Raw genomic sequence first — 25,327 nt, forward strand, 5'->3', positions numbered from 1 at the left:
CTTGCTATTTCCTCTATTATCCCCTTTTCCTCTACATACTCTAAAAATACACTCAACATGGATGGTACAAAGTGCATTGTGGTAACTTTATTTTTTTCGATTGCCTTCACGATTTCTTCCGGATTTTTTTCTCCTCCCGGTATCAGCAGGCAGACTTTGGCCCCCGTAAAGCTCCACCACAATAATTCCCATACCGATACGTCAAAGGTATAGGGAGTTTTCTGCAGGATCACATCACCTTCAGCTATCGGGTATTGCTTCTGCATCCAGTTGATCCGGTTGATTACGGAGTAGTTCTCTATCATTACCCCTTTGGGTTTGCCGGTAGAACCGGATGTATATATTACATAAGCCAAGTTTTCAGGTTTACTAATTAACTTTGGATTTGATACATCCCCAGTAAATAGTTCCTGATTTTCTATGCTAATAAATTCAGCATTTCTGTAACTACCTTTAGCATTTATAAATTTATCCTGTATCAGAATAATTTGGCTGCCACTGTCATCAAGCATAAACTGGATCCTGTCTTCAGGGTATTCAGGAGCTATGGGTAAATAAGCCCCCCCAGCTTTTAGGACAGCCATGATCCCTATGATCATTTCCGGGGAACGTTCTACCATAATTCCCACTACACTATCAGGTTTTATTCCCTTTTCTCTTAATTTTCTGGCCAGTTGGTTTGCCTTTTCGTTTACTTCCTTATAAGTCAGCTGTTTATCTTCAAACACTACAGCAATATTATTGGGTGTCTTTTCTACCTGCTCTTCAAACAGTTGATGTATAGTCTTATCCTTAGGATACCGGACCTTTGTATCGTTAAAGTCATATAGTATTTTCTGCTTTTCTTCCTGTGAAAGCATATCAATTTCTGACAACCTTTTTCCAGGATAAACCGTTATCTCTTCCAGAACATTAAGGTAATGGGCTGCAAACCTTTCTACAGTCTCTTTCTTGAACAGCCTTGTGGCATATTCCAAATCAAATGCAATACCTTCCTGGGTTTCCCGAGCATTTAATGTCAAGTCAAATTTGGATATTCTAAATTCATTTGTATAGGGTATAAACTTAAGCCTATCTATCTTCAATTCTGATGAGCCGGTATTTTGCAATACAAACATAGTATCAAAAAGAGGATTCCTGCTCATATCCCTCTTTACATTAAGCTTTTCCACCAGTTCTTCAAACTGGTAGTCCTGATTTTCATAAGCCCTTATAGAGTTTTCCCTTACTTCCCTTAGAAACTCAGCAAAGGTCTTTTCTCCCTGGGGATAGTTCCTCATGGCTAAAGTATTTACAAACATACCTATTATGTCTTGTAAATCTGTATGAGGTCTTCCAGCTATAGGGCTTCCCACTATAATATCTTCCTGCCCCGTATACTTAGACAGCAGTATGTTGTATGAAGCAAGCAATGTCATGTAAAGAGTAGCCCCATTATCCCTTGCAAGCTTAATAAGTTTTCCCGTAAGCTCACTGCCTGCTTCAAAACGGATAAAACCTCCGTCAAAGCTTTGAACCGCAGGCCTTTGGTAATCTACTGGCATATTCAGCACAGGAATTTCTCCATTAAATTCCTGGAGCCAGTATTCCTCCTGCTTCTTTATTTTGTCCCCAGCAAATAGTTCCTTCTGCCAAACAGAATAGTCCTTGTACTGTATACGGAGGGAAGAAGGGTTATTTCCTCCATACATATCCATGAACTCATGTACCAGTATATCCATGGACGTACCGTCAGATATGATATGGTGCATGTCAAACATCATGACATGCTTGTCTTTTCCCGTTTTCACAAGGCCTACTCTTAGCAGCGGAGCAATTCCAAGATCAAACGGCTTTATAAATTCTTTTACGATTTCCCCCACTTTTTCTTCGTCAGATTCTAGATACACTACACTAAAACCCACAGGATCATTGATCTTCTGGAGGGGTTCACCCTCTATGAAATGGAAAGATGTTCGAAGGGTCTCATGCCTATTTATAAGCTGTTGGAAGGTCTTCTGAAAAAGCTCCAGATCAATACTGCCTTCAACCAGCAAGCTGCCTGGCATATTGTATGCTGTCCCTGCTCCTTCAAACTGATTTAATATATACAGCCTTCTTTGGGCTGATGACATAGGGTAGTATTCCATCTCTTTAGCAGTTTGGATGGATTGATATATACTCTCCTTTGCTTCCTTCATATACCTTGCTATTTCCGCTATAATTGGAGCCTTAAATATTTCCTTAAGAGGCATGTCTATATTGAACTCTTTGTGAATTCTCGCTACAAGGCTTGTAGCCTTTAAAGAGTGTCCACCTAACATAAAGAAGTTGTCATTTCTTCCTATCTTCTTAATTCCAAGGATGTCTTGCCAAATCAGTGCAAGCTTCTCTTCAAATTCGCCTATAGGCGCTTCATACTCTATTCCCGTATTTATATTACCTTCGGGTTCAGGCAATGCCTTCCTGTCTATCTTGCCATTAGCTGTCAATGGCATTTTTTCAAGCTGCACAAAGTATGATGGTACCATGTATTCGGGCAGTTCTTTTAAGAGATGCTCCCTTAGTTCTGATATTGTCAGCTCATTTTCTCCCGCTATATATGCACACAGGTATTTACTGCCCTGATGGTCTTCCTTTGCAATCACTAAAGATTCCTCAATTGAAGGATGCTTTAGCAGTTGTGCTTCTATTTCACCAAGCTCTATCCTAAAGCCTCTTATCTTTACCTGGTGGTCTATTCTACCCAGGTATTCCATTTCTCCATCAGATAATAACCGGACCAGGTCTCCAGATCTATATAACCTCTCTTCCGGCTTGTACGGATTTTGAACGAACTTTTCCTTTGTAAGCTCCGGTCTTCCAAGATATCCTCTGCAAACTCCGTCTCCTCCTACACAAAGCTCTCCGGCTACTCCAATGGGAACAACTTTCATGTTCTTATCCATTACATATGTTGTAAGGGTTGGTATAGGCCTTCCTATGCTGCTCACATTAGATCTAATTTCTTCCTCTTCTATCTCTTTATATGTGACATGCACTGTTGTCTCGGTTATTCCATACATATTGATGAGTCTAGTCTGCGGGTACTTCTTTCTCCATTCCTTCAACAATGCAGGCTTTAATGCTTCCCCTCCGAATATGACATATCTTATCTTAAGTTCTTTTTCTTCATATGATACTTCTTCATTGGCTATATTATAGAAGGCTGAAGGTGTCTGATTTAATACGGTCACCTTCTCATTCCTTAGAAGTCTCAGATACTCTACATTGCTGCGTGCTGTCATTTTAGGAACTACCACCAATCTGCCCCCATATAACAACGCCCCGTACATCTCCCATACGGAAAAATCGAAACTCATAGAATGAAACATAGTCCATACATCATTTTCGTTAAAATCAAACTGCATTTTACTGTTAAATAACAGCCTTACTATGTTTCTATGCTCTATCATTGCCCCTTTGGGTTTACCTGTAGAGCCTGAGGTATATATTAAGTAAGCTAGATCGGAAGGTTTATTTACCTCCGATAAGTTATATTGTTCATCTGAATATTCCTGCTCATCTTCTAAATTTATTACTGTACCTATTGATGTATATTTGTCTATAAAATGTGATTGGGTCAACAGGATCACTGCCCGGCTGTCTTCCAGCATATGACTTATTCTTTCCTCAGGATAATCTGGATCTATGGGAAGATATGCCCCTCCTGCTTTTAATACCCCTAGGATTGCTACTATCATCTCAAGTGAGCGTTCTGCCAGAATACCTACGATACTGTCCGGTTTGACTCCTTTAGCCCTTAATACATGGGCCAACCCATTTGATTTTTTATTGAGTTCACTAAATGTAAGCTTTTTACCCTCAAATACCACAGCTACATGATCAGGGTTCTTCTCTGCCTGCTCTTCAAAAAGCTGATGGATAGTCTTGTTTTTAGGATACTGTGCCTCTGTAGCGTTAAAGGTATATAGAATTTGCTGTTTTTCTTCCTGTAACAGTACATCAATTTCCCACAACCTTTTTTCAGGGCATGCAGTTATCTCTTCAAGAACGGTAATGTAATGGGTTCCAAACCTTTTTATTGTCTCCTTCTTAAACAGCCTGGTACAATATTCAAGGTTAAATGTTATACCTTCTTGACCCTCTACCACTTCAAGCATAAGGTCAAATTTTGCCTTTCTGCCTTCCAGCCAGTTGTTGTATTGTTTGAAGTTTATACCCGATGCTGCAAATTCTGTCTTGTTTGAAGTGCGCAGTGCAAACATAGTGTCAAAAAGAGGATTCCTGCTCATGTCCCTCATGAGATTAAGTTTTTCTACAAGTTCTTCAAACTGGTAGTTCTGATTTTCAAAAGCCAAAAACGCATTTCCCCTTACTTCCTGCAAGAATTGGACGAAGGTCTTTTCTCCCTCAGGATAGTTCCTTATGGCCAAGGTATTTATAAACATACCAATGATACCCTGCAGGTCAGCATGGGGCCTTCCGGCTACAGGACTTCCAACTATGATGTCTTCCTGTCCAGTGTATCTGGACAGGAGTACGTTATATGCAGCCATCAGTACCATGTATAAGGTAGCTCCATTATCTGTTGCAAGCTTATTTAGTTTGACTGAAAGTTCAGGGTTTATTTCAAAGCTTACAGCATCTCCTTCAAAACTTTGTACCGCCGGTCTTGGATAGTCAGTAGGCATATCCAGTACCGGTATATCACCCTTAAATGTCTGGAGCCAGTATTCTTCCTGCTTCTTTATTGAGTCTCCGGCAAACATCTCCTTCTGCCATACAGAAAAATCCTTGTACTGTATCCGTAGTGGCAAAAGGGTCTTCCCTTGGTACAAATCCAAAAACTCACTCATAAGTATATTGACTGATATACCATCTGATACTATGTGGTGCATGTCAAACATCATAACACGCCTGTCTTCGTTCGTTTTTACAAGTCCTACTCTCAGTAATGGAACTTGGCTAAGATCAAAGGGCGTTATGAATTCTTTGACTATTTCTGCTGCTTTTTCTTCATCCAGTTCCAGGTACGTAATACTGAAATCCACGTAATCATGAACCTTTTGTACTGGTTCACCCTCAACCATATGAAATGATGTGCGCAGAGCCTCATGTCTTTTTACTAGCTCCTTGAATGCCTGTTCGAAGCGTACTGCATCAATGTTTCCTTCCAGCAGTACGACGCCTGGCATGTTATATGCAGTACCTGCTCCTTCAAGCTCGTTTAGTATATACAGCCTTTTCTGGGCAGATGACATAGGGTAAAATTCCTGCTCTCTGGCAGAAGGTATTCCAGAAAAGGCATTTGGCGTATATTTTGAAACATCTTTTCCTTTTTCTTTTAGCATCGTCTCAAATAGCTTTCTTTTTTCTGGAGAAAGAGATTCTATTCTTTTCATCAAATTATCCATAACTTCGTCCCTCTTCTCTATTTCATCTCTTTTAATTCCTATTTATAGATTTTCAATCATGCTTAAAATTTCTTCGATTTCCACTGTATCGTTAAGTCTATTTTTAATACTTTTTGCTATTGCCGAAATTGTAGGACCCATAAACACTTCTTTTAATGCAAATTCTATGTCAAATTCTTTATGAACCCTTGATACAAGATTGGTTGCCTTTAATGAGTCTCCTCCTAATTCAAAGAAGTTATCATTTACTCCAATCTTCTGGACTCCAAGGATTTGGCTCCATATCAGTACAAGCTTCTCCTCAATTTCACCGAATGGTGCAGCATAGTCTACCCCTGTATTAATATTTCCATCAGGGGCAGGCAGGGCATTTCTATCTACCTTGCCATTCGCTGATAAAGGCAGTTTTTCCAACTGTACAAAATATGAAGGGATCATGTAGTCTGGCAGATCTTTGGAGAGATACTCCCTTAATTCCGGTATTGTCAATTCACTTTCTCCAACTATATATGCACAGATGTACTTGTTCCCTTGGGGGTCTTCCCTTGTTGCTGCCACAACTTCTTTTATTGAAGAATGTTTTAGAAGCTGAGCTTCTATTTCTCCAAGCTCTATTCGGTATCCGCGGATCTTAACCTGATGGTCTATTCTGCCCAGGAATTCGATATTCCCGTCAGGCAGCCATCTTCCCAGGTCTCCTGTTTTGTACAGCCTTATCCCCTTTTCTTCTCTGAAAGGATCTTCAAGGAATACATGGGCTGTTTTTTCAGGGTCATTTAAATAACCCCTTCCTACACCTGTTCCAGAGACGCAGATCTCTCCTTTTACTCCGATAGGGCACAGGTTCATGTTTTTATCTGTTATATATAGATTCATATTTTGTATAGGCTTGCCTACAGGAATGTTCTCTCCTTCATGAGCAGCTTCCATAGTATATAGAGTAATATCGTCCGCTGCCTCTGCAGGTCCGTAGGCATTAACTACTTTAGTATTTGGACATAGGTCAAACCATTTCCTTACTATGCCGGATTTTACGGTTTCTCCCGTTATCAGCAAGTAATGAAGTTTTTCCGGTTTATTCCCTGTATTTTCCACATACTCAAGCATTAAAGCAAGGTATGAAGGTACCACCTCAAGGACCGTTATGCCATCTTCTATGATCCGATTCGTAAACCTTGCAACATCCTTTACTATTTCATCTGGATAGATGATAATTTGAGCTCCTATGGTTAGGGCTGCAAAGAACTGCCATACAGATACATCAAAGTATTGAGGCGAGTTCTGGGATATTATGCTGTTGTTAGTTATACAAAGTTCCTTTATTTCCGCATGGATGTGGTTTATCATGCCAAGATGCTCTATCATAGCTCCCTTTGGTACACCAGTTGAACCAGATGTATATATAACATAGGCCAAACTATTTATGTCTATATCTAGATCTAGGTTTTCGCCACTTTCAGCCTCAATCTCTTTTTCACACTGGTCAAGGTATATAATTCGGCCTTTATAGTTCTCACTAAGCTGCTGGGTCACATAATCTGATAAGGTCAACACATAGGCAGCTTTAGATTCCTTAAATATATCAAGCACCCTTTGTGTAGGGTATTTTGGATTTACAGGTATGTAAGCCCCCCCTGCTTTCCATATACCAAGTACCGATTCTACAAATAAGGGTCCCCTCTCCAGCATGACAACTACGGCTTCTTCTCTACCAGTGCCAGCCTTTAGCATGTACCTTGCTATCCTGTTTGCCCTTTGGTTGATCTGGCCATATGTAAATCTACGGCCTTCATACGCTACTGCTATATTGTCTGGACGTACTTTCGTCTGCTGCTCAAACAGGTGGTGTACCGTCAGGTGATGTTCAAATTCAACCTTCGTATCGTTAAAGCCGTATATTATTCGCTCCTTTTCTTCTTGGGATAACATATTGATTTCTGATAGTTTTTTTTCAGGGTTTGAGGTTATCTCTTCAAGGATATTAAAGTAATGCTGAACAAGCCTTTCTACCGTCTCCTTCTTAAACAGACGTGTAGCATATTCCATCCATAATATTATATTATGACCATCTGGTATCAACTGGAATGTTAGGTCAAATTTTGATGTTTTACTTTCAACCGGATATTTGGAATACTTTAATTCACCACGATGTTCCATAATATGCTCATCAGAAGGAACAATATTAAACATAACAGTAAATAAAGGATTTCTGCTTGAATCTCTCTTTACGTTAAGTTTTGTCACAAACTGATCAAACCTGTATTCCTGATTTTCATATGCTTCTAAGGAGCTTTCTTTTACTTCTTCCAAGAACTCAGTAAAGGCCTTATTTCCCTCTGGGAAATTCCTTAATGCCAGGGTATTTATAAACATCCCCAGTATTCTTTCAGTATCAAAATGAGTTCTTGCCGCTATAGGAGTACCAATAATTATGTCTTCCTGTCCTGAGTATTTATACATTAGTGTATTTAATGCCGCAAGAAGTATCATATACACGGTGGCTCCTGTTTGGGAGGAAAGTACATTTAATTTATCCATCAAATGACTGTCTAAATCAAATAGCAACCTATTTCCTTCAAAGCTTTGAAGGACAGGCCTAGGATAATCTGTAGGCATATCAAGGATAGGAATTTCACCCTTGAACCTATTAAGCCAGTATTCTTCCTGCTTTTTGTAAACCTCAGTGCTAAACAAGCCATTCTGCCACTGGGCAAAATCCTTATATTGCACCTCCATTGCCGGAAGGCTTTCACCACTTAATATAGAAACTATTTCATCAAAAGTCCTGATTATTGAAGTTCCATCCGAGACTATATGGTGTACATCAAGCAAAAGTATTTGCCTGCTAGCATGGATTTCTATAAGACCTACTCTTATTAAGGGTGCTTTGCTTAAATCGAACGGTCTTACAAATTCATCGATTATTTTCTCTACTCCGTCTTCCTCAGACTCAAAATATTCTATAGTAAAATCAACTTCATCTTGTATCCTTTGCACAAGCTCCCCATCAATCATCTCAAAGGATGTCCTAAATGCTTCATGCCTTTGTATCAATGTTTTTAATGCTTCCCCAAGGGCAACCCTTTCAATCCCACCTTCAAATAAAATTCCCACAGGTATGTTATACCCAATGTTGTTACCCTCAAGATTATTAATGATATACATCATCTTTTGTGCAGATGAGGTTTCATAGTACTCTTTTTCAGAAACTTTAGGTATTCTTTCAAGCTCAGCCTTACCCATATTTAGGGAATCCTGTTCTGAAATCTTTCCCGATCCGTATAGCTTTGATATCATTTGCTCGGAAAGATCGTATATGCTGGAACCCTTAAGAAGTTCTACTATGGAAACAGGCGTTTTAAAGGCAACCTCCATCCTGTTTTTTATTTCGGTGGCCATTAATGAATCCATCCCAAAAACAGTTAGTGGTTGTTTGGTACTTAGATCCTCAGGATTATAACGCAAAACCTTCGCTACTATTGTTTTAATATGCATTTCAACGATATTCTGCCTGCTCTGTATTGGAGATGAAATAATATCCTCCAGGATATCAACATCCACCTTTGATTTATTTATATTCTCTTGTTGTCCTGACTCATCTTGCAAAAGAGTTTTAAGCACATGTGGAGAACTCATGGGTGAGAACCATTTTTCCCCAAACGTTTGCCACGAGAGTATAGGTAGAACCACAGACTGTGCAACAGCTTCTCCAACAAGGTGCTCCATAGCCCTAATTCCCTTTTCTACCGTTACAGATTCTATGGATTTTTGTATATAATACTCCGGATCACGTTCCATAAACCTTGCAGCCATTCCAACCTCTGACCATGGTCCCCAATTGATACTCAGTGCAGGAAGTCCTCTCGATAAACGGTAATGTGCAAGTGAGTCCAAAAAGGCATTCCCAGTTGCATATGCTCCCTGGCCTGGTGAACCAAATACAGAAGCAACTGAAGAAAATAAAATAAAGAAGTCAATAGGCCGCCCCTCTGTCATACGGTGAAGGTTCCATGCACCATTTACCTTAGGCGAAAGGACCCTATAAAAAGTCTCATCTTTACTAACCTCAAGAAATTGATCATCCGTAATACCAGCAGAATGTACAACACCTCGAATAGGAGGCCTTTCTTCCTTATCAAAATCTTTAAAAAATCCAGCAAGCTTTTCCTCATCAGTTACATCCACTGATCCAATATATACTGTTGCCCCCTGGGACTCCAGCTTACGAACAAACTCAATCCTCTCTGCAAGGCTGATGCCTGGCTCTACATTGTTCCATTCAGAACGTTTTGGAAATTCTCCGCGTCCAAGCAGTACCAGATGTCTTGCTCCCTTGGCAACCATCCACTGGGCTGTAATCATACCTATGCCACCAAAAGCACCTGTAATAACATAACTTCCATCGGGGCGAAGATGTACGGGTACTTGATGCTGCATATCAATCCGCAGTTTATCGATTCTTGCTGCAAGTCTATTCCCATTACGGAAAGCAATTTGGTTCTCTCCATTACCTAAGACTTCTTTTAACAGCATTTCCATTTCACCCGCATTGGCCTCTATGTCAAGGTCTACAAGGCCTCCCCAATTTGAAGGCAACTCATGGTAACCTATGACGGTGCCAAGGCCCCATACCAACGACTGTAAGAATGCAGAATTTGGAGTAGCCCTGTTGATCATTTGGGCTCCTCTTGTAATAACCCACAGCTTAAAATTTAATCCCAGATTTGTGGTTGCTTGTACCAGGTGTTTTAATACAAACAGGTTTTCAAAACAAGCTTTTTCTATAGCTGTATTGCTAACTTCCTGGATCTCAAGGATATTGAGGCTCCACATATATACAATACCTGTTAGCTTCGTTTTAATTTTTGAGAATTCATCAAACAACGCTCTAAGATCCTCAATGCTTCGAGGGTTTATATATATCTCACGCTCTTCATACTGCCAACCAAAATTCTCACCAGGATATACCATAAAGCATTCTTCTCCCCTTTTTTCAAGGAGATTTGCCAGTTCTTTTCCTGCTGCTTTATGATCCACAAAAATAAGCCATGCTCCAGAGTTAGCAGCAGCTGTGCGGGTATCAACTTCTTCACTTTTTAGAAGCTCCCAGTTTATCTCATAAAGATAATCCTTAACTCTTCCAGCATCAGACCCTCCACTATTTCCAAGTTCCTTAGTTCTTATGCCCAGTATTTCGGCGATTAGATTTCCGTCCTCACTATATAGACGGATGTTGGCGTTAAAATTATTATCTTTCCTATCTACCATCTGCGTATGACAAAGCATGACAGGCTCCGGCCTTCCATAAAGCTGCACCCTGTCTATTCCTACAGGTAGGAATGATTGGCCTTCGTTATTTTCATCTTCATTAAGTGGTGCAACTGCCGCAATGGTAACCTGGAAACAGGCGTCCAATACCGCCGGGTGAAGACCGTAGATAGAGCTATCAATCTCCAGTATTTTAGGGATCTCGATCCTGCCAAGAGCTTCGTTATCACCTTTCCATATCTTGTCTATACCTTGGAAATAAGGACCATAATGGAAACCCATTTGATAGAAGGTTTTATAACATACTTCTTTTCCGTATTCTTTGGTACAATTGCCAAGTATTTGAATCAACTCATCTTTAGCAGTGATCTTTATGTTTTGCCGTTTTCTTATTGTGCCGGATGCATTGCATGTCCAAGTCTTATCTTGTCCCGGTATCCTGCTTGAAATCTCGAATTTTGCGGTTTTTGGATCCAAAACCACCTGCACCACAGGTGATACTCCTTGATTTAAAAATAAAGCATTTTCAAACTTTATATCTTCAACTGTATAAAAACCCTCTCCAAAATAGCTTCTGGCACAAGCCATTCCCAGCTCTACATACCCTGCTCCGGGGAAAACTTCTATACCTTGTATTTTATGATCAGAAAGATACGTCATATAGGTAGTATTAAGTTCAATCTCCCATATAGGGCTGGAAGTTTTCAAACGGCGTCCTAAAAACTTGTGCTTATTTTTTCCCTGCCTAAATTCACTTGATTCCTGCGTTTCCATCCAGTATTTATCCCATTGCCATGGATAAAGAGGGAGACTTACAAACTCACCTTGGTACCGGTAAATCTTGTTCCAATCTATAGGGTATCCCAGTGCATATAGATTCCCTAAGTTCTCCAGTATTGAAACCTGTTCGTTTTCATTTCTTTTTATAGAGAACAACTTCTTACCTTCAACGTTTTTAGCTGACAGACAATCAGAAATAGAAGCTGCTAAAACAGGGTGAGGGCCCACCTCAATAAATAAGTTATAATTCAACGAAATCATTTCATACATTGCTGCTTCAAAACGTACCGGCTCTCTTACATTTTTATACCAGTAATGTCCATCACACTCTGTACCCGTCAGCATTTTCCCTGTAACCGTGGAATATATCGGTATCCCGGCAGGCTGGGACTTTATTCCTTTTAATGCCTCCAATAGCTCCTGCTCATATGGTTCCATTTGGTAACTGTGATACGCTACATTGACCTTTAAAAGCCGCGCAAAAACCCCCTTATCCTGCAACTGTTTTTGGATCTGCTCAAGGGCATCAGGATCACCTGACAAAGTTACCAAATTTGGGCTATTGACTGCTGCCATTGAAACACCTTTTATGTTCTCATCCAGCAGGGCCACAACTTCTTTTTCTGGTAAACCTACCGCCAGCATTGTGCCCTTGTTTACTGCTTTTTGCTGTGCACGGCTTCTGTGAATACTTACCAACATGGCATCTTCAAGGCTGTAAATTCCTGCAACATATGTAGAAGCCACTTCTCCAACACTGTGTCCTACCACCGCATGGGGTATAATACCCAAGGATTTCCATACTTCAGTCAAACCCACCTGAACAGCAAAATTGGCAGGTTGAGCAAACTGGGGCTGGTCCAGACGTGAATTCTCCTCATCGGCGAGAAGTTCCTCCAGTAGAGACCATCCAGCATACTGACGTGTAAGTTTATCGCATTTTTCTATCATATTTCTAAACACAGGGTCTTTTTCAAGGAGCTGTCTGCCCATAGCCCACCATATGGGCCCCATACCTGTATATACAAAAACAGCTTTATTGTACTTTCCTGCCTCAACATTTCCCGCAGACATCCCCTGGCGTGCTTGTCCTTTAATATACGCTTCCAGGTTTCCTGCAAGTTCTTCCTTTGAAGATGCCGAAACCGCTAGTCTATAGTCATGATGGGTGCGCTTTTTGCTCATCATGCTTCCAATATCATATAAAGAAATACTTTCTCCACTTCCATTAATAAAATCAACATACTTTTGCGCATAGTTTTTTAGCGCCTTTTCTGAGCGCGCAGATATGGGAATCATATATGGCCATCCGGTATTTACATTAACTTCAGGAGTACCCTCTTTTTGGAGATCTGTAGCTTCCTCCAAGAGGATATGGGCATTTGTTCCTCCAAAACCGAATGAATTTATGCCAACCAATGCGGGTTGCGGCAAAGGCTCCAGGGTCTGAGGAATTCGTATACATAAATCGTCAAAGGGAATTTTAGGGTTTGGATTCTTAAAGTGCAGATGTGGAGGTATTTGCTTATGCTTTATGATTAGTGAAGCTTTTATCAGTGCGGCAACTCCTGCAGCGGCCTCAAGGTGGGCAATGTTTGTCTTAACAGATCCGACAATACACTTTTTATCTTTTGGCCTGTCTGTTGAAACCACTCGTGCTATTGCATTAGCCTCAATAGGGTCTCCAACCGGAGTGCCGGTGCCGTGAGCTTCAATATATGTTATATCTGAAGGTGATATTCCTGCCTTTTTGTATACCTCCTTCATTAAGTTTTCCTGAGCCTGCCCGTTTGGAACAGTAATCCCGTCTGTGTGGCCGTCCTGGTTTACACCCGATCCACTTATTACGGCATAAATCCTATCTCCGTCTTCGATAGCATCTGACAGGCGTTTTAAAACCACAACGCCGGCTCCTTCCCCTCTTGCATAACCGTTTGCACTGGAATCGAAAGTTTTGCACCGTCCATCGGGAGATAAAAAACCACCCTTACTTTCCGCTATGGTATACTCAGGTGTAGCTATAACACTTACTCCGCCTGCTATTGCGAGATTACATTCATTATTCAATAAACTCCCGCATGCAAGGTGTGTTGCAACCAAAGAGCCCGAACACGCTGTATCTACAGACAAACTTGGACCTCTGAAATCATATATATATGAAATCCTGTTGGACAACATTGTCATCATCATACCCGTTGCCGAATGTGTATCTAAACTTTCAACCGATTCGTTTTTAAATTGTATTGCTTGATAGTCAAGGGTGAAGCCCGCTACAAAGACACCGGTATTGGTTCCTGCTAGCTTGGCCGGATCCAAGCCTCCATCTTCCATTGCTTCCCATGATGTCTCCAGCATCAGTCTTTGCTGTGGATCAAGAAAGGCCGCTTCCCTTGGAGAAATACCAAAAAACAAAGGGTCAAACTCATCTATTTTATCTAAAAATCCACCATGACAGGTGTAATGCTTGCCTGGCTTTGATTTGTCAGGATCATAAAACTTTTCTAAATCCCAGCGGCCTTCGGGTAAATCGGAAGTCATATCTTTTCCCGCAGTCAATGCTTCCCAGAACTCCTCAGGCCCCCTTATTCCTCCTGGCAAACGGCATCCTATTCCTATAATGGCGATTTTATCCATAACTTTCGACCTCCAATACTTTATTTATATTCTCTTGAATAGCTTGTCTGATAATCAACTTTACCAGCCACAGAAACTGTGATTTTATGTGGCCTCTCACAGTAATCCAAGACAGAAAGGTCAGTTTCAGTTAATACCCAATGATCATATTGAAGGGAATTATAAAGTCTGACCTCCCTACCAAGCCTCTTACTAAAAACATAAAATCTATTTCTCCCCATCTCATTCTCTATCTTTCGGACTGGTGAGTACATAATATGCATTTCCTCCAATATTTTGTAGAGTTTGACATAGTTCTATATATTCGATCTTTGATTAAACACTCCTTTGTTGAAAAAACACCTTTTCTGTCGAATTCTAAAAAAGTATCGAACGGATTTTTTCATGTAAACGTTTGTTGGAAAAGCGTTATTCATCTTCTAAAGTTTGTTTCTGAACAGATAAGCATAGCTGTATCAGTAATGCTATTGCATAAAACTTTTACTTCTCCAGTCAAGTAGGTAACTTAGTGTCATTTCCCAGTCAAGTAGGCAACTTTGTGTCACGAAATAATGACACAAAGTTGCCTACTAAAAACAGAAAAATCCTTATAAAATAAGGGTTTCTTTGGTAGGTAACTTTGTGTCGATGTACAGTTGTCCGTTGAAGTTAACTTTATTGCATTAGTGAACTTAAGATTATTGCATAAGTAAAAATGAAGATAAAGTTGTGGCATAAATCATATCATCCATCCTTTATGCAATAACTTTATCTTCAATAATCATCTACTGAATTACAATTGAACTTAGAGTTAATGCATAAAAAAATCTAAATCCATTTTATTAACCGCTGTCTTCAGATCGTCATCTGATAAATGTGTATATATCATCGTTGTCTGTACTGATAAATGACCTAGTTGATCCTTCAGTTTTGGAACATCATTGTTAGCCTTATGATATCTAGTTGCAAGTCTCAAAGCATGCACATTTAAAGACTGTTTACCATAAAGATTAGCATATTTTTGAATTAACTTTTCTATGGATCTTTGAGTAAGTCTTCGTGTGCCTCCTTTTCTTCCAGCCGGGCATGAAGATCATGTGCTCGCTCTCCCACTCGACGTCACTAATCCAGAACAGATCCGAAATGCGGTTGACCATACGATTGAGAAGTTTAAACGTATTGATGTGCTCGTGAACAATGCAGGTATCGGATATTTTAGCTCTGTTGAGGAAAGCGTAGAAGAAGAAACGCGTAAGATGTTCGAAATTAACTTCTGGGGACTCATGCATATTACGAATACTGTACTTCCCTACATGCGCTCACAAAAAAGTGGTCACATTATAAACTTCTCGTCCATTGGCGGTCTAACTTCCTTCCCAACTCTCGGGTATTATCACGCAACAAAATACGCCGTTGAAGGTATTTCCGAAAGTCTTGCGCAAGAACTGGCTCCTTTTAATATTTATGTGACTTTAATGGAGCCAAGCAGTTTTCGTACAGATTGGGGTGGCCGTTCTTCTGCCAAGACTGAGACAAGCATACCTGAGCTTAAAGAATCTATTGTCGGCCATATGCTGCAAGGTATTCAACTTGGTGCTGGTCAAGAAGCTGGAGATCCTGTAAAGGCTGCTGAAGCGGTTATTAAAGTCGTGGAAACAACGGAACCTCCACTTCGTTTGTTGCTTGGTTAACAAGCCTATGATGCGGCAACCTATAAATTTAACAACATGCTTGCCAGCATAGAACAATGGAAAGAAACAACGATAAACGCAGATTACAAATAATAAAATCACATATTGGCAGGATAGCTAATGTATTGTTTCTGCTGCCCTTTTCTGTATATCCACATCTCATCCTTCATTTAGAGCCAGCTAAATAAATCAAGTTTGCAGCATCCTGTTAAATTTTTAACAAGATGCTGCAGTAACTAATTTACATTCGTGATAATTTTTCCTTTATCTCTTTCCATGTGGCTGTGTACTGGTTCTTTAACACGGTATCATCGATATTTGTGATTGATCCCTTAATAAAATGATTCAATCCATCCAGAGAATGATTTTCTGCCCATTGATTTAATTCCTCTACGACTTCCTGCTGATAAATGACAAGGGAGCCATAAACAGTATCATCAATTCCTTGATGAGCAGGTAATTGTGTACTCTCTCCCTGAAAACGATCCAAAAGCAGAAGAAGCTTTCCAGGTAGCAGCATTTCTGTTTCTGCCAAGCTACGGGAGAGCATATCTCTGAGATACGGAATATCATCGGTTACACCTGTTCCGGATGTCGCTCGGTGGCTCCCGTAAGATTCTACAGTTCCATCGTCGTAAATGTTCAGGTTGAACGGTTTCTTACTGTCATAAGGAAGTATGCTGTCTTTATCCGGGTCAGTAATAATAATGTGCACTGTTCTTGTGAGGTCTGAAGGCAGTTCTTCTTCCAAAGTATGTCCGAGAACTCCCGGATAGCTGTTATTCAGTCTTGTCGAAAACCCCTCCGGCATTGAACTTCCGTTTTCTTCATAGGTGAATCGTCTTGAAATCTGATCGACTGGAACCAAAACATCAGACGTAACATGATTGATGACCAGAGGACTACTAAAATGATTTGCCAGTGCAACCGGGGAGAATGCTTCCCATCTTGCGATGTCTTCTTTATCCGGAAAATTATCTAAGATCGGCTCAAACATACCAGATACCATACCTAGAAACGGAATCGGTAAGTCCATCATCGTTTTCAGCATTTCTTTCGCCGTTATCTCCGCAGTGATCATTTTAAACAATCCTTTAAGCATAACCCAGCCCATCTTGTTGTTGTTCAATTGGTTTCCTTCGGGAAAATACTGATAAAAATTAAAGTACACATTAGCAATCGGTGAATTCGCGATCGAAGCATTAATCCCCATTTGCAAAGCGTTAAGCATCAGTGTCGTGTATCCACCTGCGCTGCCCCCAACGAGGGCGATTCTTTGATGATCGACTTCTTCCATATGACGAAGCGTATATAAGGCGGCATTATTGAAAACCAGATCATCATCGGTCAGCTGACCGTTGTATTTATTATCAAATTTCGTCGGTGAAGCAACCATCCACCCTTCAGCTAGATACTTGCGCAATTCCACAGCATCCTCGGTCATTTCATAGTGAGGAATATAGATGACGGGGATCGGCTGCTCCGCATCCTTCGGAATATAGAGCCTCATTTGTCGGGTGTCCACTATATTGTCCTTGCTGATGTATTTTATATCAATGGTTCTCTGCTCAATATTTTCAAGAGGATGAAGTCCTTCTTGGGATTGCGCCTGTTGTGCAAATATCTTATCAATATCTAGTTCACTGCTATCAACTTTTGGAGGGAATAACATATTTTTAATTCTCAGTCCCACGATCAAAAGAATGAATATCAATATACACATGCCTATTATTTTAATCATTTTTCTCATTGAATTCTCCTTGATATTTGTTGAGGATGTCTACTGTCTTGTGTCTTATTTTCCTTGAAGTAATATACCTGATCTGAATAAACTGAAAATAAACTGATATGATGATGCCTATAACCAAATAAAACACAAACGGATATTTTTAACTTAATATTTCTGTTCTGTAGCAATCTTACGAAGTAATTCCAACTCAACTAAAAAAGGACTGGAATCCAGTCCTTTATCAGGTATATAACATTGTTGTAATTGTATATAAAAATAATTCATTGACTTCTAATAACATCCTGCCAGTTCGCATTTTCAAGTAACTCTGCATCGTCACCAAAGAATGCGTTACCCGCTTGTACATCACCTTTCAGCCAATACATAAACCAGGCTGTCATATATCCGTCTGCATGGTTCACCATATCGCTGTGGTCAGTGTTTACGCGCCTAGCCATAACTTTGGTTACCGTATCGGGAATATTGGAATAATTCGTATTAAGTGACCAAAGCGGAGTAATTCCTTGCCCTTCTGTAGCCGTTATGTCTTCTGCAGTTCCCGCATCAAAATCTCCCGTACCAGCAACCATGAAGTAAGGGATTTTGATCTTGGATACGTCGTAACTCCAATCGGTTCCCAATTGGCTTTGCTGTCCCCAGAAGCTTGAAGTGGCGCTTGCCGTAAACATAGCTTTGTAGAAATCACCGTTCTCCTGATTGGTTACGGCATTTATTGTTCCCACGCCTCCCTGCGAATGTCCGCCGATCCCAATGTTATCAACATCAATTTTCCCATAAAAATCGCTCTCCCTATCCTCATTCAGCTTTAGCATAAAGTCAAGGCTTGCAGACGATGAAGCTCCCGTTCGAGAATTCAAGTCCTCATTGCCAACAACAATAAACCCCCATGATGCAAGATGTTTAAAAACAGATTTATATTTTGATGCCGGGGTTCCCGTCCCGTTTGCCAATACAACGAGAGGATATGCAGATGAACGATCTTTCATTTCGGACGGATACCAAATTTCATATTTTTTATAGGTATCATTTTCTGCATCGAATTCTACAGAAGAAACCTCATTTGGTCCAAGAGCTGTATATTGTGCCTCTATTGGCTTATCAGTCTTTACAAACTTATAATAATTATCAAAGCGGTATGACTGAAATGCAAACAACGCTATAACTGCCAGAATAATTACAATAACTATGATAAACACAACTAACAATATCCTTTTTAATATTTTCACTATTTCCTCCTGAGTATGATGATAGTTTTTTCGTGTAACAAATGTATCATCAGATAATAGTTGAATCAATAAACCAAGACAAAACGATACATAAAGCATTAAATGTAACATGCTGATAAAAAAAACAGCAAACACCATTAATTAATGTCTGCTGTTTTACACCTTTACTAACATTAAGCTAATATGAAATAAACTATACAACATCGGGTGCATAATTATATACCGGCAAATTATCTGGCAATCGTTTTGCCTTCAAATACGGCATTATCTTCAGTATTCATCCCCTTAATGTCTTAGAAGAAACAATATAAAATATGTCATTATAACAAACATAGAGGGTTCTGCGCCTCTCTCGAAGACACTTCTCCAGATTTGCGCGGGTCAGCGGATAGGCTGCCGTCTCATTGTTCAAAGCGTTCATCAAACCTTCATGGTTTTCCTGCCGCCAGGCATCATGATGTCATTGCCCGTTCGCTGACCACGCTATTGGAATTGAAGCGGTTGGTTTCCTGGTTGTTGCAGACAAAATGCTTGACCGTGGCACCGCAGCCCGGATGTTTCTGGGCTCCCAAGATGATACCAACCGCCAATTTGCCGCTGATAAGAGGATCCTCCGAGAAATACTCAAAGTTCCTGCCACAGAGTGGATTGCGATGGATGTTCATCGCCGGTGCCAGCCACAGGTGCACGCCTAACCGTTTCATCTCCTCCCCCACAATGTCGCCGCACTCCTGGCAAACCGCCGGGTTCCAGCTCTGGGCAAGGGCCGTGCCTACGGGAATGGCCGTACTTCTGCTCGCGGATCTCACCATTGCGATTCTGGCCTGCCGCAGCGGGGTAGATGCCCAGCAGAATATTCAGCAGCGCCTCCGGCAAACACCTAATTTTACAATCAAATGAAAATATTAGATATTCAGAACATCCGGGGGTTTGATGAATTGTACTTCGCTGGACATATATTACCATGAGTATATAAACTGAAAATAAACAAAAGCGTCGTGCTCGTTGTTCACTTCAAGCAGTACATTGTGATAGAATGCCAGTTCAGTTACTAAAGAGTAACGGAAAGGATTGAGGGGAATGTTTCAAATTCTCGTTGTAGAAGACGATAAAAATACGGCCAAATTAATGAAAACTATCATTGGGTCTGCAGGATACGAGGTGTTTTTGACGGAGAATGGCATCGTGGCATTAGAATTATTAGACAAGCAGCATATTGATTTAATTGTTCTTGATATCATGATGCCTCAAATGGATGGATTCGAGTTGACTCAAACGATCCGCGAGAGCAAAAATGATATTCCTATTCTGATGGTTAGTGCCAAACATTTACCGGCAGACAAACGTAAAGGCTTTATGGCAGGAACAGACGATTACATGGTCAAACCTGTGGACGAAGACGAAATGCTACTTCGGATTAAGGCTTTGCTTCGGCGAGCCAAGATCCAGAATGAACGGAAGCTTCAAATAGGAAAAATCACGTTGCAATACGATGAATTATCGGTGTCAAGAGAGAATGAAGTGCAGACACTGCCGCAGAAGGAATTTTATTTATTGTACAAATTGCTGTCGTACCCAGATAAAATTTTCACCCGCATTCAGCTAATGGATGAAATTTGGGGCATGGACTCTGAAACAAGTGATATCACGTTAAATGTTCACATCAACCGTTTAAGAAAGCGATTTGGCGATTATCCGGAATTTGAAATCATATCCATCCGAGGAATTGGCTATAAGGCGGTAAAACATAGTGAGTAGAAGGATAATAAACTTTATCAGAGAGAGATCTTTACGTGGATTTGGACTAACTTTTATGTTTACGTTCATTGTGTTGTTTATTTTGCTCATATCCATTTTTCTTTCGTTGGTCATTGTCGTGTTTTTCGTGTATATCGGACTCTACACTTCCCCTCCAGCCGAAGATCCAAATTCAGGAGGTGGCTTAGTGCTTGTTACATATTTTGTAACAGTGAGTATTCTGGTCAGTATCCTTGCATCGTTGATATTTAGCCGAATCCCGCTCTCTCCCATTCGAAAAGTCATACATGCTTCTGAAGAGCTGGCCAAAGGGAATTTTTCCGTCCGTATTCACCTTAAGGGGCCAAAAGAGTTAAGAAAGTTGAACAGAAGTTTTAATCACATGGCTGAAGAACTCGGTAGTCTTGAAATGCTGCGGTCCGATTTTATTAATAATTTTTCGCATGAATTTAAAACACCGATCGTTTCCTTACGAGGGTACGCGAAAGTTTTGAAAAGAAAAAACTTATCAGATGAGGAACGCAATGAGTATTTGGATATCATCATCAATGAATCGGAACGTTTGGCAGAACTTGCCACAAATGTGCTTCAGTTATCCAAGATCGAAAGCCAAGCCATCATCACTGAGAAAACGACTTTTAACTTAACCGAACACATCCGAACGGTTATTGTATTGTTGGAGCCGAAATGGTCGGCGAAAAATATAAGCTTTCAGTTTGATTCGTCTGAACTGATGGTTACTGCAAATGAAGATATGCTTAGTCAAGTTTGGATCAATCTTCTGGACAATGCCATTAAGTATTCGCCTTCGAATTCCGAGATCACAATCGATATGAATACGAAGATTCAACATGTTAGTATATCTATTCACAACAACGGTCCAGGGATTGATGCCTATCAGCAAAAACACATATTTGATAAATTCTATCAAGGAGATCCTTCTCACGCCTCCCCTGGCAATGGATTGGGTTTAAGTATTGCGCAAAAGATTGTTATGCTGCATGGTGGGGCGATCCGGGTTGTAAGCTCAGATGACACAGGTACAACTTTTGAAGTGATTCTTCCTTCACCCTAGAAATAATCCCATTTTCTCAGCATCTAAATTGAGAAAATGGGATTATTCACTTCTGGAAAATGTCCAAATCCCAACAACCTCAGGAGATTAATTTTTATTTAAATCACGATTTTTCAGAAGTAAAGTCATCTCTTCTGAAGTTTCCTGCATACCTCTAGCAAACCATTCTTCAATCCATCCGAACAATCCGTATGAAAAATAAGCTGCTACATAAGCACCGAAGTTTGGATATTCTGGTTTTGGTCCGAATAGTTCTTTGAGTATTTCCTTCAGCAGATAGAACAATTTCCTTTGGCTAAGAAGCAGATAAAAATCTCTATTTTTACTAAAGTGTCCAAACAAACTCCCCAAAAGTTCATCTTCCGATGTACCACCACTATCTTGATATTCCTTATACCAACTGTCTATTAATTTATAAAGATATTCTTTCAGCACATCTTCTTTTTCATCATAATTCCTGTAAAACGAAACGCGACTTACTTGTGCTGTTGAGGTAAGATCACTGATTGAAATCGCCTTAAGTTCTTTCATTTTCAACAAATCAAGAAGTGATTTTGTAATTTGAAGCTTCACATGTGTGTTTTTCAATCTTTTATCTTCCACGTTACATTTTTTCCTTTCTGTATCATTTTCTATCGATTCATTGATTCTGATTTTAACCAATGATACATTTGTTACACAAAAAATGATACGTCTATTTTATGGAGTTCATACAACGGATGTATTCCAGATAAAGGAGAAAATATGATAACAAAAGACCTCTGATCACTCTTGTTAAAATTGTAGTTGAGCCTATTAAGTGACCAATCGATATCAGCTCCCTAGCTTATAGTTCGGTATGTTGTAAAAAGGCCCAAATTCCGGCACGGAAAAAAGTTCGAACATTAGGATAAAACAACTCAAGGGGTAACATCACGAAGAAATTGATAAGGAGATTAAGAGATGACACTTTCACAAAAACGCATGGTTATTCTGATTTTAGTTATCATCGTAGCTGCCCTTTTGGGCCGTCTTGCGGTGCGGGCATTTATGAATTTTTTGCTCGGCGGTACACTGTTTGGAGGTAACTTCTTATGAAAAATGAGAGAAAAGGCAGAAAAAAAATGTTGTGGGGATTTATTTATGTTGGTGTTTTTATTCTTGTGTTCGCGGCTTCAGCAATCATCAAAATGACATACAATCCACTGTCTGGAGAGATGCAGGTTCATTGGAATGACACCGTTGGGCATGTATATTCAGATATCGCCTATGACGATAAGGAGCAAAATAAATTTGATCTCTATGTTCCAGCAGATAATACAAAGAAAAGCTATGGTCTTGTCGTATATCTCCATGCAGGAGGTTTCTCAACTGGTGACAAAAGTGATGACGCCAATATGCTGAAATGGCTTACTTCAAAAGGTTATGTCGCCGCTGGTATTAATTATACGCTGCGTAATGAAAATAATCCCGAAGCCAGTGTATATACTATGTCACAGGAAATCAAAAAAAGTATTCCAGTTGTAAAAGCGGAAGCGGAAAAGTTAGGCTACGATCTCGATAGAATGGCGATATCCGGTGGCTCGGCAGGTGGAACTTTGGCGCTATTGTATGCTTACCGTGATGCGGACACCTCTCCTATTCCTGTAAAAATGGTATTTGAGATGGTAGGACCACCGAGCTTTTATCCAGAGGACTGGGCTACCTACGGTTTGGATCAGAATCCAGAGGCAGCAGCAAATTTATTCAGCGTTATGTCTGGTAACACGATTACAACAGATATGATAGGAAAAGCAAGCTATGATGAAGCAGTCAAAGATATTTCACCATTTATGTGGATTGATAAAAATTCTGTACCAACGCTAGCTGCCTATGGAAAATACGATAAGGTTGCTCCGTTCGGAACAGTAAAATATCTGATCAACGCATTGGAAGAAAACAATGTTCCCCATGATTATTTCGAGTTTCCTCATTCGGGGCACGGTCTGCAAAATGACAATAAGCTATATTTAAAATATATAGAAAAGTTGAATGAGTACCTGGAACGATATATGGGGAGTGAATAAGACAGATTAGATCCGCTGTTCTGTTTGAGACAACAAAATGTGCAGATTTAGAGAAGGTACTATTTTTAAAAACTACCTTCTCTACTATCCAAAGTGAAAACGAAAAACTTAAGAATAACCGTCAATCAGCTCTTTCAGATTATACGGCTTCAACATATGTCTGAGCAGGCTTTTCCGCCCGTGTTTATCTCTTCTTGAGTCTTTTGTCATATGAAATGAGAAATCGTACTTCATTATGCTACCTATTCAAGTTAACTACATATGCTTTTTATTTAGATATATAACTAAACTAATCGGTAATCGGTCTATGCTTACATCAGTTTATTTTCAATTTATTCAGATCGGTATACTACTTCAAGGAAACAAGGCAGACAATCCACAAGACCTACGCTAAATTTATAATTTATTGAGAGTTAAGGAGATTTACGTGCATGAAAAAGATGTTGAAAATTACTGGTTGTATTATTTTTATCATTGCAGTACTGATTGCCGCTTTGTTGATTTACTTAGCAAATAATCCTGCCGTACCGAATAATTATACGGAAACAGTCAAAACAGGCGGCGAGTTGGAAGCAAAGTATATAGCTATGGGTGAGCACGAGGTAAGTTATTTTGAAAGTGCCGCTATGATGTCATTTAAGAAATATGAGATTTTTTATCCAGCGGATATATCCGAAATGAATAGATCGCTCCCCGTTGTTGTATTTGTCAACGGAACAGGGATCACAGGCTCTAAATATCAAGCACTGCAAAAACATCTTGCCTCTTGGGGATTTATCACAATTGCCACAGAAGAAGAGTATGCATGGAATGGGTTTTCCGCTGAAATGTCTGTTCGGTATCTTGAGCTTTTGAATGAATACAAAGATAAAATCAATGGTGGGGATAATGTTTTTTATAAGAAGATAGACCTCGACCATATTGGTATTACCGGACATTCACAGGGCGGCATCGGTGTAATAAACGCTATTACAGATCAGAAGCATTCTGACATCTATAAAGCTGCTGTAATGTTAAGTTCCGCGAAGACTGTGATGAGCGAAGCTCTGCAATGGACATCTAATCCTACGCTCATCAAAGCACCAACTATGATTATTGGTTCCACTGGCAACACAGATGAGCAGATTGCACCTCTGGAAAGCCTGCAAAAACTTTATAACGACATCCCCAATAATGTCACAAAAGTGATGGCAAGAAGAAATGATGCCGATCATGGGCAAATGCTTTACTATGCAGACGGATATGTAACCGCATGGTTTATGTACTATCTTAATGGCGATACCGAAGCAGGAAACGCATTCTTCGGAGTGAATGCTGAAATTCTATCTAATGCAAACTTGCAGGATATTAAAAAAAACCATTAAGGGATTTGTGAAAGATTCGTGAGCGGTTTTCCACCCCTTACATTTTCGGGCAATGGTTGATTAAATCAAGCGAACGCTCCAAAGCCACATCGGATACTTGGGCAAAGTCTGTGCCTTTAGGAAAGAACGGTACAGTCTAACTCTCAATTTTCTGCATCGCATATGACCGACCAGATGCTGGAGATTACGAAATTTACTCATTCGCATTAACGATTCCAGCCTACTGATTATCCGCATATGCCATCAATCAACAAAGCAAAGCAGCGATACTTCACTCATGGGAAACATCGCTGCTCTAATGGTTATTTGTAGATAGGTTTAAAGCGTTTTATTCGGAATATGATGTAGGGTAGTTTGTTTA

13 protein-coding genes and 1 pseudogene are annotated in these 25,327 nt (G+C 40.0%); 7 read left to right on the plus strand and 7 right to left on the minus strand.

What is annotated here, in order from left to right; translation table 11 throughout:
- The 3 genes and pseudogenes from HFE01_RS24855 to HFE01_RS24865 all read right to left on the minus strand — a co-directional run.
- The coding region (locus tag HFE01_RS24855) for a non-ribosomal peptide synthetase (RefSeq protein ID WP_167442878.1) at positions 1-5,396 on the minus strand (5,396 nt) is incomplete at its 3' end.
- Positions 5,397-5,438: 42 nt separating this feature from the next.
- The gene (locus tag HFE01_RS24860) at positions 5,439-14,078 is read right to left on the minus strand and encodes a non-ribosomal peptide synthetase/type I polyketide synthase (RefSeq protein WP_167438745.1); all 8,640 of its coding nucleotides are present in this window, start codon (positions 14,076-14,078) and stop codon (positions 5,439-5,441) included.
- Positions 14,079-14,868: 790 nt separating this feature from the next.
- Positions 14,869-15,147: pseudogene (locus HFE01_RS24865) on the minus strand (tyrosine-type recombinase/integrase); the annotation flags it as partial.
- Between the two features lie 7 nt (positions 15,148-15,154).
- Between HFE01_RS24865 and HFE01_RS24870 the strand changes: the two are divergent.
- Positions 15,155-15,748 carry an SDR family NAD(P)-dependent oxidoreductase gene (locus tag HFE01_RS24870; RefSeq protein WP_243208259.1) on the plus strand — a complete coding sequence of 198 codons (594 nt, stop codon included), beginning with the start codon at positions 15,155-15,157 and terminating at the stop codon, positions 15,746-15,748.
- 241 nt (positions 15,749-15,989) lie between these two features.
- Here HFE01_RS24870 and HFE01_RS24875 read toward each other — a convergent pair whose 3' ends face one another.
- From HFE01_RS24875 to HFE01_RS24885, 3 genes are all read right to left on the minus strand, one after another.
- The gene (locus tag HFE01_RS24875) at positions 15,990-17,498 is read right to left on the minus strand and encodes an alpha/beta hydrolase family protein (protein ID WP_113050721.1); all 1,509 of its coding nucleotides are present in this window, start codon (positions 17,496-17,498) and stop codon (positions 15,990-15,992) included.
- Positions 17,499-17,758: 260 nt separating this feature from the next.
- Positions 17,759-18,724 (minus strand): poly(ethylene terephthalate) hydrolase family protein, encoded by a 966-nt coding sequence (locus HFE01_RS24880; RefSeq protein WP_026065422.1) that lies wholly within the window; start codon positions 18,722-18,724, stop codon positions 17,759-17,761.
- A gap of 452 nt (positions 18,725-19,176) precedes the next feature.
- Entirely contained in the window at positions 19,177-19,536 is a 360-nt protein-coding gene (locus HFE01_RS24885) for a glycoside hydrolase family 3 N-terminal domain-containing protein (protein ID WP_107733594.1), read from the minus strand.
- Here HFE01_RS24885 and HFE01_RS27660 point away from each other — a divergent pair.
- From HFE01_RS27660 to HFE01_RS24895, 3 genes are all read left to right on the plus strand, one after another.
- Positions 19,493-19,624, plus strand: a complete 132-nt coding sequence (locus HFE01_RS27660; protein WP_257127120.1) for a hypothetical protein — start codon at positions 19,493-19,495, stop codon at positions 19,622-19,624. The two genes, HFE01_RS24885 and HFE01_RS27660, sit on opposite strands and share 44 nt — an antisense overlap.
- Positions 19,625-19,804: 180 nt before the next feature.
- Positions 19,805-20,482 (plus strand): response regulator transcription factor, encoded by a 678-nt coding sequence (locus HFE01_RS24890; RefSeq protein WP_016820900.1) that lies wholly within the window; start codon positions 19,805-19,807, stop codon positions 20,480-20,482.
- A 187-nt stretch (positions 20,483-20,669) separates the two neighbouring features.
- Positions 20,670-21,557, plus strand: coding sequence for a HAMP domain-containing sensor histidine kinase (locus HFE01_RS24895; RefSeq protein WP_243208256.1), 888 nt, complete (start codon positions 20,670-20,672; stop codon positions 21,555-21,557).
- Between the two features lie 87 nt (positions 21,558-21,644).
- On the opposite strand, the gene HFE01_RS24900 is transcribed toward HFE01_RS24895, so the two are convergent.
- On the minus strand, positions 21,645-22,160 hold the full coding sequence (locus HFE01_RS24900) for a TetR/AcrR family transcriptional regulator (RefSeq protein ID WP_016820902.1): 516 nt from the start codon (positions 22,158-22,160) through the stop codon (positions 21,645-21,647).
- A 339-nt stretch (positions 22,161-22,499) separates the two neighbouring features.
- On the opposite strand from HFE01_RS24900, the gene HFE01_RS27665 reads away from it, so the two are divergent.
- The 3 genes from HFE01_RS27665 (at position 22,500) to HFE01_RS24910 (ending at position 24,966) form a co-directional block, all read left to right on the plus strand.
- The gene (locus HFE01_RS27665) at positions 22,500-22,634 is read left to right on the plus strand and encodes a hypothetical protein (RefSeq protein ID WP_258196266.1); all 135 of its coding nucleotides are present in this window, start codon (positions 22,500-22,502) and stop codon (positions 22,632-22,634) included.
- On the plus strand, positions 22,631-23,602 hold the full coding sequence (locus HFE01_RS24905) for an alpha/beta hydrolase (protein WP_107733596.1): 972 nt from the start codon (positions 22,631-22,633) through the stop codon (positions 23,600-23,602). Before HFE01_RS27665 ends, HFE01_RS24905 begins: the two co-directional genes overlap by 4 nt.
- 431 nt (positions 23,603-24,033) lie before the next feature.
- Positions 24,034-24,966, plus strand: a complete 933-nt coding sequence (locus HFE01_RS24910; RefSeq protein WP_207714786.1) for a poly(ethylene terephthalate) hydrolase family protein — start codon at positions 24,034-24,036, stop codon at positions 24,964-24,966.
- Positions 24,967-25,327: the final 361 nt, after the last annotated feature.

Origin of the sequence: Paenibacillus sp. EKM10P, from assembly GCF_011800655.1 — a bacterium.
In the GTDB taxonomy this organism is placed as follows: domain Bacteria; phylum Bacillota; class Bacilli; order Paenibacillales; family Paenibacillaceae; genus Paenibacillus; species Paenibacillus polymyxa.

Coding starts and splice junctions, on each gene's coding strand:
- HFE01_RS24860 (WP_167438745.1), bottom strand. CDS start 14,078: ATGGATAAAATCGCCATTATAGGAATAGGATGCCGTTTGCCAGGAGGA.
- HFE01_RS24875 (WP_113050721.1), bottom strand. CDS start 17,498: ATGAGAAAAATGATTAAAATAATAGGCATGTGTATATTGATATTCATT.
- HFE01_RS24885 (WP_107733594.1), bottom strand. CDS start 19,536: ATGGTGAGATCCGCGAGCAGAAGTACGGCCATTCCCGTAGGCACGGCC.
- HFE01_RS24890 (WP_016820900.1), top strand. CDS start 19,805: ATGTTTCAAATTCTCGTTGTAGAAGACGATAAAAATACGGCCAAATTA.
- HFE01_RS27665 (WP_258196266.1), top strand. CDS start 22,500: ATGACACTTTCACAAAAACGCATGGTTATTCTGATTTTAGTTATCATC.
- HFE01_RS24905 (WP_107733596.1), top strand. CDS start 22,631: ATGAAAAATGAGAGAAAAGGCAGAAAAAAAATGTTGTGGGGATTTATT.
- HFE01_RS24910 (WP_207714786.1), top strand. CDS start 24,034: ATGAAAAAGATGTTGAAAATTACTGGTTGTATTATTTTTATCATTGCA.